This is a genomic window from Ensifer sp. 1H6 (genome assembly GCF_001976035.1).
GTDB classification, from domain to species: Bacteria; Pseudomonadota; Alphaproteobacteria; order Rhizobiales; family Rhizobiaceae; genus Ensifer; species Ensifer canadensis.
In genome coordinates this window covers 50923-63002 of the sequence record NZ_MOAI01000015.1, presented here as the reverse complement: position 1 = coordinate 63002, position 12080 = coordinate 50923, and the positions used below count along the sequence as shown (strand labels likewise).

Sequence of the window (12080 nt, the reverse complement as noted above, 5' to 3'; positions counted from 1 at the left end):
GCAATCGCGGCGGTACCTAAACAATGTGCAAATGCCTATTTGACACTCGTTCACATATGGAGTGTTAAAAATGAAGATCCGTCAGAAGATCGTTGAATATGCAAAAATGCGCCGTGCGATCCGCGAGCTGAATTCGCTGGATGACCACGCCCTGAGCGATATCGGTATTTCCCGTTCGCAGATCCAGGCCGCCGTTTACGGCCGCTAATCAGCACAATTCGCCGTATCCCGCCACCCAAGCTGGCGGGATACGCGCAATGCACTACAGCGCCGCGCGTCAAACTGGCGCTACTCGTCAAAAAGGCACACGCGCAGGCGGTGTCCATCCGGGTCAAGCGCCACGAAGGTCGGTCCGAAATCCATCTTCGTCAGTTCCTGCGCAATCGGCAGGCCAGCGTCCTTCCATTTTTCATAGTGCGCGCGAACCGCCTCCTCATTTTCCACCATGAATGCCAATTCCGAGCGGCTGCCGGTCTTCGACGGCGGTGGTGGCGCCACCTTATCCTGTGCCCAAAGCCCGAGCACGAAGCCGCCCTGCAGCTCGAAGGACGAAAAGGTCGGGAAGGAGACGAGCGGCTCCTTGCCGAGCAGCTTGCGATAGAATTCGACGCTTGCGAGCGGATCTTCGACATAGAGAATAGTGAGATTTGCCTTGGCCATAATCCGTCTCCTTGTTTGGGAGTTGCAGATTAGCGCGCACCACTGCCAATTTCTGTCAGCATCGATTTCCGGTTTTTATGCCTTATGCCGAACCGACCCGCCTGCCTTCAGGCGCAGCAATATTCTGCGTCGTGCGCCATTCCCGAAGCAACACCTGCCGCCGGCGCGCATAGCGGCTCTCGCTCATGTCAGCCTGCCTGATGCGGTCGGTCCGGAAATGCCTGAAGCCCTGGCGCAGCTCGCACCAGGCAACCAGAACTCGAACATTCTCGAAGAAGCCGAGGGCAAACGGCCAGACCGTGCGGCGGGTCTCGCTGCCGTCGTTGTCGATATAGACGAGGTCGAGCTTGCGCTCGTGGCGTATCGCCTTGCGCAACAATGCAATGTCGATGCCGTCGGCCACCGGCGGGCTTGGCCCGACGAGCAGTGTCGAGGCGTCGAGCTCGTCGCGCAGATCCGCCGGCAGCACCGCGGCGATCTTGGCGAGCGCATCGGCGGCGGCCGCCGCCAGATGGGTGTCGGCGCGTTTTGCCACCCAGCGTGAGCCGAGCACCAGCGCCTCGATCTCCTCCTGCGAGAACATCATTGGCGGCAGCATGAAGCCGGGTTTCAGGATGTAGCCGAGCCCCGGCTCGCCTTCGATATGGGCGCCCTGCGCCTGCAGGCTGGCGATATCGCGGTAGAGCGTTCTGAGGCTGACGCCGGTCTCCTCCGCCAGACGCCGTCCGCTGACGGGCTGGCGGTAGCGTCTGAGAACCTGCAGCAGGTCGAGAAGCCGTTCGGAGCGGGACACCTTAAGTCTCCTCGTATCGGCAGGTCTGTGCTCAGCCGTGCTCGTCCCAGGCCAGCCAGTCGCGCATCAGCCGGTGGGCAATGGCGCCCTTCGGCGGCGGAATATGCTCGTCGCCGGTATCGGCCACGCCGGTCGTGCGTTCCAGCATTGCTGCCGTTTCGGCGCGGGTGAACCAGCGGACATCCTCGAGCTCCTGTTCGTCGCGCTTGATCGCCGTCGATTTCGCCTCGGCATAGCAGCCGATCATCAGCGAGTGCGGCAGCGGCCACGGCTGCGAGGCGTGGTAGCGCACGCGGCCGATGTGGATGCCGGATTCCTCGTGGGTTTCGCGGCGCACGGCGTTTTCGATGGTTTCGCCCGGCTCGACGAAGCCGGCGAGGCACGAATACATTCCGGCCGTGAAATGCGGGCTGCGGCCGAGCAGGCAGAGATCACGCTCCAGATCGATGGTCAGCATGATGACGACGGGATCGGTGCGCGGGAAAACCATATGGCCGCAGGCTGTGCAGACGCGGCGATAGCCACCGGCCTTGCCTTCCATCGGCCCGGCGCAACGGCCGCAGAAGCGGTTGTTGGCGTTCCATGTGATGAGGCTCGAGCCTTGGGCGAACTGGCCGAGAAGTTCTTCCGGCAGCATCTGCTGGCGGTAGAGCGTGCGTCCGTCGGCGATCTTGAACGGCTCGGCCATGTTGTCTTCGGTAAGGCCGGTCGGCACGGCGAGCCGCGGCTCGCCGTTCGGCAGGTAGCCGAGCAGGATGGTGTCGTCGAGCACCGGCTCAAGCCCGTCGAGCTCATAGGGTGCAAACAGCGGGTCGATGATCTTCTCGTCGTGTTTGACGATCAGCTTCGGTCCGGAAAAGGCGAGGAAATGGGCGCCCGGATGTTTGAGCGCGACTTCGATGCAGTCGTCGGCCCGGTGCTCGGACTGGCGATCCAGGTGGTTCTCGGAAAAGGCGACGAGAGTGCTCGGCTCCGGATGAGGGCTTCGAAGGTCAAAGATCGATTTCGTCATGTTCAGAGATTTTCCAGAATGCGGGCTGCAAATGCCTGATGGTCTTGCTCGCCCCAAGGCTCCGACTTGCCGAAGCCCCAGACGGGTCCGGGCCAGTTCGGGTCGCCGTCACTGCGGGCGATGATATGCACATGGAGCTGCCGGACGATGTTGCCGAGCGCGCCGATATTGATCTTCTCGGCACCGGTGACCTTTTTCAAGGCGGTCGCCACCATATTGGTTTCGAAAGTCAGCATCGTCTGGTCGAGCGGCGTGAGATCGAAGATCTCGGAAATGTCCCCGCGTTGGGGAATGAGGACCAGCCAGGGCCAGCGGCGATCGTTCATCAGGCGCATCTGGCAGAGGCCGATCGAGGCGATCGGGATGCCGTCGCGTTCAAGCCGCTCGTCAAGGGTGAATGTCGTCAAGAAGGTCTCCTTGTGCCGGGAGCGGATTCGCCTTGTTTTGCATATCGATATCAGTTTTTTGATGGCTTGGCTTGCATTTGGTTGCGATATTGCCGATATGGGAGCCGGGAGGTTGGTGGTGGACGAGCCACTCGCCAACCGGGTCAGGTCCGGAAGGAAGCAGCCCTAACGAGCCCGGCACGGGTCATCGTGCCAGCCTCCCACCTGCCTGATTGCTGAGATCGAGATAGCTCTCAGCAATCAGGCAGCATCACAGAATGTTGCGGCGTCCAGACGCATCCCATGCGACGCGCGGTGCCGTAAATCCGTCCTGTCGGGACACGAGTTCAAGCAGCGGCAGGGTCGATGAGCGACGAAACGTCCATTTCATCCGAACAGAAACCAGCCGCCTACCGCGTTCTGGCGCGCAAGTATCGCCCCAAGGATTTCTCCGACCTGATGGTCGGCCAGGAGCCGATGGTGCGCACGCTGACCAACGCGTTCGAAACCGGCCGCATCGCTCAAGCCTATATGCTGACCGGCGTGCGCGGGGTCGGCAAGACCACCACCGCCCGCATTCTCGCCCGTGCGCTGAACTACAAGACACCCGAAATCGATCGGCCGACGATCGACCTGCGTGCTCTCGGCGAGCATTGCCAGGCGATCATGGACGGCCGCCATGTCGATGTCATCGAGATGGACGCCGCTTCCCATACCGGCATCGACGATATCAGAGAGATCATCGAGCAGGTGCGCTACCGCCCGGTTTCGGCGCGCTACAAAGTCTACATCATCGACGAAGTGCACATGCTGTCGACGCAGGCCTTCAACGGTCTGTTGAAGACGCTGGAAGAGCCGCCGGAACATGTGAAGTTCATCTTCGCCACCACCGAAATCCGCAAGGTTCCGATCACGGTGCTGTCGCGCTGTCAGCGGTTCGATCTTCGGCGCATCAGCGGCTCCGACCTCGTCGGCCTGTTTTCGACCATTCTCGGCAAGGAAGGCGTTTCCTTCGATCCCGAAGCGCTGGCGATGGTCGCGCGTGCGGCCGAAGGCTCTGCCCGTGACGGCCTGTCGCTGCTCGATCAGGCGATCGCCCATGGCGGCGGTTCCGTCGAGGTCGAGACGGTGCGTTCGATGCTCGGACTTGCCGATCGCGCCCGCATCGTCGATCTGTTCGAACATATCGTCAGGGGCGACGTTGCCGCAGCCCTCGCAGAATTTTCGGCACAATACGAGGCCGGCGCCAACCCGACGGTGGTTCTGACCGACCTTGCCGATTTCACCCATCTCGTCACCCGGCTGAAATACGTGCCGGATGCGGCCAGCGATCAGTCCCTGAGCGAGATCGAGCGGACGCGCGGAGCGGAGTTTGCCGGCAATGTCGCCGTCAGCACGCTGTCGCGCATCTGGCAGATGCTGCTGAAGGGCATTCCTGAAGCCGAAAGTTCGTCGCGCCCGGCCGGTGCTGCCGAAATGGTGCTGATCCGGCTTGCCCATGCGGCCCATCTTCCGTCGCCCGAAGACGCGGCGAGACGCGTGCTCGAACTGTCCGGCAGCGACAATGGCAGCGTCCGTCCGGCGCCCGGTGGTGGAAGTGGCGGCGGCATGCTGGCGTCAGTCGGCGCGCCCGTGCAGGCGCAGGCGGCCCAGTCGACATCGATGGGACGGCCGACCGGCAACGGCGCGACGATGTTGCGCGCGGTTCCCGATGTCAGCCCGCAGCCGATCAGCGTCGGACACACCGAGGAGCGGCCGGCAGCCGCGCCTTCAGCAAAGGCTCAGCCGTCGGTGCCGGTCAATTCGGTCAGCGACATCGCCGACCTCTGCGCCAAGAATAAAGACATCAAGCTGAAGACGCTGGTGCGCGGCTTCGTGCGGCTGGTGCGCATCGAGCCCGGCCGGCTTGACGTCAACGTCCCGGATGATGCGCCGAAGACGCTGCTCGGCGAACTCGCCGTCAAGCTCAAGGAATGGACCGGCATTCACTGGATCGTCAGCTACAGCCGTGACCCCGGCGAGCCGACCATGATCGAAGCCGAACAGCAGGCCCAGGAAAAGCGTGTCAGCGATGCGCGCCAGGATCCGGATGTGGCTGCCATCCTCGCCCGTTTCCCGGGCGCCAAGATCACCGACGTGCGCATTCGCGCCGTCGAGGAGGAAGAGGCCGAGAGCGTAGCTCCGGCCACAGCCGAATCTGCCGATGGCGATATCGTCCCCGGCGACGATATCGAATAGTCGGTCGGAACGAACGACCGGAAATTTCTAGAGAACAGGAGACGACGATGCGCGACATCATGGGGATGATGGGCAAGGTCAAGGAAATGCAGGCCAAGATGGAGAAGATGCAGGCGGAAATCGCTGCGCTCGAAGTCGATGGTGTCTCCGGTGGCGGCCTCGTCACCGTCCGCCTCGATGGCAAGGGCACTCTGAAGAGCCTGAAGATCGACCCGTCGCTGTTCAAGGAAGACGATGTCGAGATCCTCGAAGACCTGATCGTCGCCGCCCACAAGGACGCCAAGGACAAGGCCGAGGCCGTCCAGGCCGAAAAGACCCGCGAACTCACAGCCGGCCTGCCGATCCCGCCCGGTATGAAGCTGCCGTTCTGATCGGCCGTTCTTCGCTGCTAGACCATTTCCAGGAAAAGTGCGAAGCGGTTTTCCGTCAGGAAATGCGTAAAAACAAAGAGATAGATCATTTGTGCGGTTCCGTCCAAATCGGAAACGACTCTATGAGTCGGGCGCCGGTGCGGGAACGATCGGTTTCGCCGGAGTGGCGCCGCGCGGATTGGTGTCCATGCTGGCGGTGATGCGCAGATCGGCTTTCTGTGTAGAGGCCGGCGGTATCGGTCGTTGATCGAGCGCCGCGCCGATCTCGGCGAGCTTGAAGGCGAAATCGTTGAGCGCTGCGCGTTCGGCCTTGGACGACCCCACCAATCCGGTCGGGTCGTATTTCGTCAGGATCGTTGGATAGTCGGCGGTGCTGTCCGTCGGCGGCGCATTGTAGCGCGCCGAGAGCTTTCTGAGCGATTCCGCCAATGTCGGCAGCATCGTCAACGCTCTACGCCAACGGTGTTCGTTGAAGTCGAAATCGTTAAGAAGAGTCTCGCCGGCCTTTCCGCCGAGTGCGCTGAGATAGGCGACGGTTTCGCGATCCATATCCAGATTGAGCCCACCCTCCTTGTCGTCGTCGAGCCTGACTTCGACGATCCGCTCGCTGTAACCGTGCAGCTGGCTCTGCAGCGTGTCCTGCCAATTGCGCGCCGTGTCGAGGATGGCACCGACAAAGCCGAACAGCCCGTCGACCGGGTAGATGGGCGCGACCTTGCCTTCGGACGTCCTGCGCGGAAGATAGACGCGGCTTGCCCCGTCCGCGTCATCGCCGTGCCGCCGCTGATCATAACTGGCAAGCGAGATGCCGAAGGTCGGTCGCCCAGGCAGAAGGCCGTCAAAAAGGTGAATCGGAAAGTTGCTGGTGATGCCACCGTCGGAAAACAGACAGCGGATGTGCGTAGCGGGATCGCGCCGTGCGCTGCTTTTCAGCGAGTAGTCGTAGCGGTAAAGCGGCACGGCACGGATCAGCCCGGGAAAGCTCAGGCTCATCCGGGCGAGAATGGCCACGGGCAGCTTGTTTGCCGGCGGTAGCTGGTAGAAGTCCTTCGACCCATCGGCCGCGACGATGTCGCGTGGTTTGCTCTCCTTGAGCAGGTACGCCATGATCGAGGACGGAAACAACGCCTCGAACTCCGACTTGCGATAATTATGGACCCGGTCTCCGAATGGCAACTCGTAAGGACGGCGCGAGGAGAGGTCGGTGGTCACGCTTCTAAGCGTGATGTCGTGCGCCTCGAGGTCGCCAATTGTCAACGGCCTGTCCGAACCATCCTGCCGGAGGGGACCGGCTATCGCCTCTATTCTTTCGGAGATCCAGTTGGTGAAAGCCGGGTTCTTCATGCCCGGCTGGGTCAGGCCGCTGCAAAGACCGAAATCGTTGGCCGGCAAGAGCACCGCTACCGCCTGGTAGAATTGATAGAGGATCATCAAGATTGCGCCGGTCAAAGCGGTGACGATGCCGAGCAGTATTGTCGCGGCGCCGGTGCCGAGCACACCTGCAATAAGGATCAAAATGCCGGGTGCAGCGCCAAGCAACGCCGGCAGGGCAAAGACCCGCAGCGTCTCCAAGGCGCAGGCCATGGCCCTGCTGTGCTGGGTGCGAATGGCGGCCATGCCGATGCGAAAGAGGGGGGCCGTGTCGGCAGAGGGCTGAAAGAAGGTTGAAAGGTTTGCCGCCAGCTCGCCAGGCATGCCGTCGATGAGGGCAAAGCCGGCATTCTTCTCTTCCACCGTCGCGCCGGTTTGCCGCCGGTACTCCGCGGCCGCCGTCATCACGGCGGCGATCGCGCCAGCCGAAGTTCCGCCAATGTGCATGAAGCGGTAACGGGTTGCCAGTTCAGTGATGGCGCGCGGGAATACCACGCCGGAGGTGATGCCACCCTTCATGATGAGGTCGCACTCTTCGCTGGGTTTGGCGTAACGGAAAGTCGTATCGTTCATCGCACCCTCCATCTCCGAACAACAACATTAGATTGTGTTGATGTTCGATGCACGCAATTTCGCAGCGGCGGAAGGCTGGCGCCGACGGCAAAGCATGGTAATTTGCCGCCTCTCGAGGAGGATCGCGCATGACCATGACGTCCCTGCTTATGTTTGCCGGCGCCTTGCTGGTTGCGGCCGGCTCGCCCGGCCCGAGCGTCGCCGCCCTTGTGGCCCGCGTGCTTTCGAAGGGCGCGCGCGACGTTCTACCCTTCCTTGTGGCGCTCTGGATCGGCGAGGCCATCTGGCTGTCATTTGCGGTGGCGGGCCTGGCGGCGATTGCCGAAAGCTTCCATCTGCTGTTCGTTGCCATCAAGTGGCTGGGCGTCGCCTACCTGCTCTATCTCGCCTGGAAAATGTGGATGGCCGAACCGGATCTGCCCGGCGACAGCCTGCCGCAGTCGCGCTCACCCTCCAAGCTGTTCTTTGCCGGCCTGACGGTGACGCTCGGCAATCCCAAGGTGATGATGTTCTACGTCGCGTTGCTGCCCTCGATCATCGACCTGCGCTCGGTCACCTTGATCGGCTGGATGGAGCTGGTTGCGACGATGCTGGTGGTTCTGGTCGTGGTCGATTTCGGCTGGGTGACCATGGCCGCCAATGCGCGCAAGCTCCTGAAGAGCAAGCGCGCCGTTCGCCTCGCCAACCGCGCCAGCGCCGGAACCATCGCCGGGGCGGCCGTCGTCATCGCCACCCGTTGAGCCGTGCTTCGATGCGTCCGTGAGTTCCGGCGCAATGGAGGGCGGGAGCCGCGTGATATTCCGGCAAGGCGATTCCGTTTGTCGGCGATATGGGCTAAAAGCGCCGCATGGCAAAGCGAGTCACCGGTCCCGAAATCGAAAAACTGATCCAGCTTCTGGCAAAGGTGCCGGGGCTGGGGCCGCGTTCGGCGCGGCGCGCGGCGCTGCATCTGGTCAAGAAGAAGGACCAGCTGCTTGGGCCCCTGGCGGAAGCCATGGGCGAGGCCCATCGCAAGGTGCGCATCTGCTCGTGCTGCGGCAATGTCGACACGATCGATCCCTGTACGGTCTGCGCGGATGAACGCCGCGACCAGTCGGTGATCATCGTCGTCGAGGATGTCGCCGATCTCTGGGCGCTGGAACGGGCCGCGGCGATGAACGCCGCCTATCACGTGCTCGGCGGCACGCTGTCGCCGCTCGACGGCGTCGGCCCCGACGACCTCAACATCAAGGGGCTGGTGCAGCGCGTTGCCAATGGCGGCGTCCGCGAACTGATCATCGCCGTCAACGCCACGGTCGAGGGCCAGACTACCGCCCACTATATCACCGACCAGCTCGAGGGGATGGAGGTGAAGATCACGCGGCTTGCCCATGGCGTGCCTGTTGGCGGCGAACTCGATTATCTCGACGAGGGCACGCTGGCGGCCGCCCTTCGCGCCCGCACCTCGATCTGACACCTCGAATTGATCGGGGCTTTTGCCCCAACCGCCCGCGATCCAACCGATAGGGAAGCCGGATGCTGAGATTTCTATCACTGTCGACATTGTTGTTCTGCGTTTTCACGGGCTTCGCCCAGGCTGCCTCCAAGGCGGATGTCGAGAACCAGTTTCGCCAGTGGCTGCAGCGCGATCTCTGGCCGGAAGCCGAGAAGTCGGGTGTATCAGCGCGATCGTTCAAGGCCGCATTTGCTGACGTAAAGCTGAACTGGGACCTGCCCGATCTGGCCCCACCCGGCTTCCCCAAGCCGAAGGAGCAGAAGCAGAGCCAGGCGGAGTTTTCCTCGCCCGGCAGCTACTTCTCCGAAAAGCGGCTGCAGGGATTGGCGGCAACGGGGCGAAGCCTTGCTTCGACGCACGCGTCTACCCTGAAGCGGATCGAAAAGACCTATGGGGTTCCGGCATCGGTGGTCGTGGCGATCTGGGGCCGCGAATCCGGCTTCGGACGCGCGAAAATTCCCTATCCGGTCGTCGATGTCCTGGCGACCAAGGCCTTCATGTCGACCCGGCCGGATCTGTTCCGCCGCGAGTTGATCGCGGCCTTGCATATTCTGGACAGCGGCGACGTCGAAGAGGTGTCGATGCGCGGCTCCTGGGCCGGCGCCATGGGTCAGCCGCAGTTCATGCCGTCGAGCTTCCTGCAATATGCCGTCGATTTCGACGGCGACGGCCGCCGCGATATCTGGAACTCTGTTCCCGACAGCTTGGCGTCGATTGCCAACTATCTCGTCAAGAAGGGCTGGCAACGTGGCCGCGACTGGGGCTTCGAAGTGTCGATCCCGGCCGGCGTCTCCTGCGCACAGGAAGGTCCGGATCTTGCCCGGCCGATGTCCGATTGGGCGGCCAAGGGCATCACCCGCATTTCCGGAAAAGCCTTCCCGTCGCATGAGCGTTCGGCGCCGTCGATGATGTTGGTTCCGGCCGGCACTCATGGGCCGGAGTTCATCGTCACGCCGAATTTCTATGTGCTCAAGGAATACAACAACTCGGACCTCTATGCGCTGTTCATTGGCAACCTTGCCGATCGCATCGGCGCGGGTGGCGGTGCCTTCCGCGGCACCTGGGGCGATGTCGGCAACATGCTGCGCTCCGATGTCCTGGCGATGCAGAAGGCGCTGGTTGCCAAGGGCTACGACGTCGGCAAGGCCGATGGTCTGGCCGGCTACAAGACGCGCCGCTCGCTCGGCGACTGGCAGGCCAAGAACGGCCTGGCGCCGACCTGCTTTCCCGACGCCACGTTGAAAGCGAAGCTCCGGTAAGTCTGCTGCTGCCGGCGTGTTTACCCAATCCTAGGCGCGCGCTTCGCCTCAGTGCATGTCGACGTTCACCTGCCGCTTGTAGCGCTCGTAATGCGTCGGAACGATCGTCTGGCGCTCGATCATGCGATGCACCCGCGGTGGCGCTGCGCCGCGATGCAGCGCCGTCAGCTTGTCGCCGACCGAGGCGTCGGCTTGCGTCCGGCGCTGGTTATGGCGCACATATTCCACCCAGGTCGGCACATGGTAGGTTTCCGTCCAGGTGGTCGGAATTTCCAGATCGCGCATCAGCGCCCAATGGCCGGCGCCGTCGCGGATGCGGATGCGCCGCCGTTCGGCCATGGTCTCCAGAAACTCCGGTATGTCGGCATCGTCGATCTCGTAATCGATCATGATGACGATCGGGCCGCTGCGGGGTTTCAGGTCCAGCTCGAGCAGCGGCTCGTTGAAGCGGTTGAGCGGATCGAGGTTGAGCGACTTGAACTCGGGCAGCGGCAGGCGCAGGCCGATGACCGCACCCGCCAGCATCAACAGACAGGAGACAACAAGCGCATTGGTGGCACCATATTGCTCGGCCGTCGTGCCCCAGAGCCAGCTGCCGCCGGCAATGCCGCCGAAGGTCATGGTCTGGTAGAGCGACAGCGCCCGGCCGACCACCCAGCGCGGAGCCGAAAGCTGGACGGTGGTGTTGAACAGCGACAGGGCCAGCACCCAGGATGCGCCGGAGACCAGGAGCACGAGACAGCTGAGCCAGGCATAGGGGCTGAAGGCAATGACGACCGTGCTCACGGCAAAGCCGCCAAAAGCCAGGCGAACGATCGCTTCGCTCGACATCATTTCGCGCAGTCTTGCGCTCAGCAATGCGCCGCCGATCGCGCCGAGACCGAAGGCGCCGAGCATCAGGCCGTAGGTGAGCGGTCCGCCCTGGACGAGATCGCGCGCCACCAGCGGCAGAAGCGCGAGAATGGCGCTTGCCGAAAGGCCGAAGAGGAAACCGCGCACCAGCACCTTGCCGATATTGGGCGACATGACGACATAGCGCAGGCCTGCCGTAATCGCCCGGCCGAGCGTTTCGCGCGGCAGTGGGCTCATGGTCACTTCGCGCCGCCAGCGCATCAGCGCAAAGAGGATGGCGAAGTAGCTGAGCGAGTTGGCGGCAAAGGCCGCCGCTGCACCCGCCGTCGCCACGATCACGCCGCCGATCGCCGGGCCGACGCTGCGGGTGATGTTGAAGCCCATACTGTTCAGCGCCACGGCCGCCGGCAGGTCGTCGCGCGGAACCATGTCGCCGACCGAGGCCTGCCAGGAGGGGTTGTTGAGCGCCGTGCCGCAGCCGATCAGGAAGGTGAAGAGCAGGAGCAGCCACGGCGTAATGATGCCGAAATAGGCGCAGATGGTCAGAAGCGCCGACACCGTCAGCATGAAACACTGCGCCACCAGCATGATCCGCCGCCGGTCGAAATTGTCGGCAAGCGCGCCGGACACCAGCGAGAACATCATGATGGGAAGCGCGGTCGACGCCTGCACCAGCGCAACCATGTTGGCCGACGAGGAAATCGAGGTCATCAGCCAGGCGGCGCCGACCGACTGGATGAGGCCGCCGAAGTTGGAGGCGAGGCTTGCTATCCAGATGGTGCGGAAGATGTCGTGCTTGAAGGGGGCCAGTGGCGAAATACGGGTGGGCACCTCGTCTTCTCTCTCGTGTCTTTTGATTGCGATATCGAAGCGGTTCGTTGCCTGTTATAAACCTCGAAGGCCGAAGTGCCAGCCGCTGAAACTTGCCGTCGCATCGATTGCCTGCCATCCGCCCCGATCTGGCGGCTTCGGCCACCACCGGTCGAACACCTTGCAATTTGCGGCAACGAGGCGTATATGGGCCTCAAATTCTTGATCGGTAGATGAAGAGTGGGCCCGTCAGGACCCGC

12 protein-coding genes and 1 other RNA gene are annotated in these 12080 nt (G+C 62.8%); 7 read left to right on the top strand and 6 right to left on the bottom strand.

All coding sequences use genetic code 11. From position 1 onward, the window contains the following. The first annotated feature begins 70 nt into the window (after positions 1-70). On the top strand, positions 71-208 hold the full coding sequence (locus BKP54_RS18570; protein WP_065784874.1) for a DUF1127 domain-containing protein: 138 nt from the start codon (positions 71-73) through the stop codon (positions 206-208). Positions 209-288: 80 nt separating this feature from the next. Here the strand turns inward: BKP54_RS18570 and BKP54_RS18565 are convergent, their stop codons facing one another. From BKP54_RS18565 to BKP54_RS18550, 4 genes are all read right to left on the bottom strand, one after another. Then, positions 289-660, bottom strand: a complete 372-nt coding sequence (locus tag BKP54_RS18565; protein ID WP_025425475.1) for a VOC family protein — start codon at positions 658-660, stop codon at positions 289-291. 82 nt (positions 661-742) lie between these two features. Beyond that, a complete protein-coding gene (locus BKP54_RS18560) occupies positions 743-1453 on the bottom strand; it encodes a YafY family protein (protein ID WP_025425476.1) in 711 nt (236 codons plus the stop codon). Between the two features lie 31 nt (positions 1454-1484). Then, positions 1485-2465, bottom strand: a complete 981-nt coding sequence (gene nudC / locus BKP54_RS18555; protein WP_025425477.1) for an NAD(+) diphosphatase — start codon at positions 2463-2465, stop codon at positions 1485-1487. 2 nt (positions 2466-2467) lie between these two features. After that, complete coding sequence (locus tag BKP54_RS18550) at positions 2468-2872, bottom strand: HIT family protein (protein WP_025425478.1); 405 nt, start codon at positions 2870-2872, stop codon at positions 2468-2470. Positions 2873-2979: 107 nt separating this feature from the next. On the opposite strand from BKP54_RS18550, the gene ffs reads away from it, so the two are divergent. From ffs to BKP54_RS18535, 3 genes are all read left to right on the top strand, one after another. Continuing rightward, an RNA gene (ffs, locus tag BKP54_RS18545) (signal recognition particle sRNA small type) lies at positions 2980-3076 on the top strand. A 141-nt stretch (positions 3077-3217) separates the two neighbouring features. After that, a complete protein-coding gene (locus tag BKP54_RS18540) occupies positions 3218-5089 on the top strand; it encodes a DNA polymerase III subunit gamma/tau (protein ID WP_025425479.1) in 1872 nt (623 codons plus the stop codon). 47 nt (positions 5090-5136) lie between these two features. After that, the gene (locus BKP54_RS18535; RefSeq protein ID WP_025425480.1) at positions 5137-5460 is read left to right on the top strand and encodes a YbaB/EbfC family nucleoid-associated protein; all 324 of its coding nucleotides are present in this window, start codon (positions 5137-5139) and stop codon (positions 5458-5460) included. 120 nt (positions 5461-5580) lie between these two features. Here the strand turns inward: BKP54_RS18535 and BKP54_RS18530 are convergent, their stop codons facing one another. Further along, a complete protein-coding gene (locus BKP54_RS18530) occupies positions 5581-7404 on the bottom strand; it encodes a patatin-like phospholipase family protein (protein WP_025425481.1) in 1824 nt (607 codons plus the stop codon). A gap of 128 nt (positions 7405-7532) precedes the next feature. Here BKP54_RS18530 and BKP54_RS18525 point away from each other — a divergent pair, with 128 nt between their 5' ends. From BKP54_RS18525 to BKP54_RS18515, 3 genes are all read left to right on the top strand, one after another. After that, positions 7533-8144, top strand: coding sequence for a LysE family translocator (locus BKP54_RS18525; protein WP_025425482.1), 612 nt, complete (start codon positions 7533-7535; stop codon positions 8142-8144). Positions 8145-8251: 107 nt separating this feature from the next. Continuing rightward, entirely contained in the window at positions 8252-8857 is a 606-nt protein-coding gene (gene recR / locus BKP54_RS18520) for a recombination mediator RecR (RefSeq protein WP_025425483.1), read from the top strand. Positions 8858-8919: 62 nt separating this feature from the next. After that, on the top strand, positions 8920-10158 hold the full coding sequence (locus BKP54_RS18515; protein WP_025425484.1) for a lytic murein transglycosylase: 1239 nt from the start codon (positions 8920-8922) through the stop codon (positions 10156-10158). Positions 10159-10206: 48 nt separating this feature from the next. On the opposite strand, the gene BKP54_RS18510 is transcribed toward BKP54_RS18515, so the two are convergent. Beyond that, positions 10207-11841 (bottom strand): MFS transporter, encoded by a 1635-nt coding sequence (locus BKP54_RS18510; RefSeq protein ID WP_038575795.1) that lies wholly within the window; start codon positions 11839-11841, stop codon positions 10207-10209. Positions 11842-12080: the final 239 nt, after the last annotated feature.

What these genes read in the sequence shown, in the direction of transcription:
- BKP54_RS18515 (WP_025425484.1), top strand. Translation starts at nt 8,920, where the DNA reads ATGCTGAGATTTCTATCACTGTCGACATTGTTGTTCTGCGTTTTCACG.
- nudC (WP_025425477.1), bottom strand. Translation starts at nt 2,465, where the DNA reads ATGACGAAATCGATCTTTGACCTTCGAAGCCCTCATCCGGAGCCGAGC.
- recR (WP_025425483.1), top strand. Translation starts at nt 8,252, where the DNA reads ATGGCAAAGCGAGTCACCGGTCCCGAAATCGAAAAACTGATCCAGCTT.
- BKP54_RS18570 (WP_065784874.1), top strand. Translation starts at nt 71, where the DNA reads ATGAAGATCCGTCAGAAGATCGTTGAATATGCAAAAATGCGCCGTGCG.
- BKP54_RS18540 (WP_025425479.1), top strand. Translation starts at nt 3,218, where the DNA reads ATGAGCGACGAAACGTCCATTTCATCCGAACAGAAACCAGCCGCCTAC.
- BKP54_RS18530 (WP_025425481.1), bottom strand. Translation starts at nt 7,404, where the DNA reads ATGAACGATACGACTTTCCGTTACGCCAAACCCAGCGAAGAGTGCGAC.
- BKP54_RS18525 (WP_025425482.1), top strand. Translation starts at nt 7,533, where the DNA reads ATGACCATGACGTCCCTGCTTATGTTTGCCGGCGCCTTGCTGGTTGCG.
- BKP54_RS18535 (WP_025425480.1), top strand. Translation starts at nt 5,137, where the DNA reads ATGCGCGACATCATGGGGATGATGGGCAAGGTCAAGGAAATGCAGGCC.
- BKP54_RS18565 (WP_025425475.1), bottom strand. Translation starts at nt 660, where the DNA reads ATGGCCAAGGCAAATCTCACTATTCTCTATGTCGAAGATCCGCTCGCA.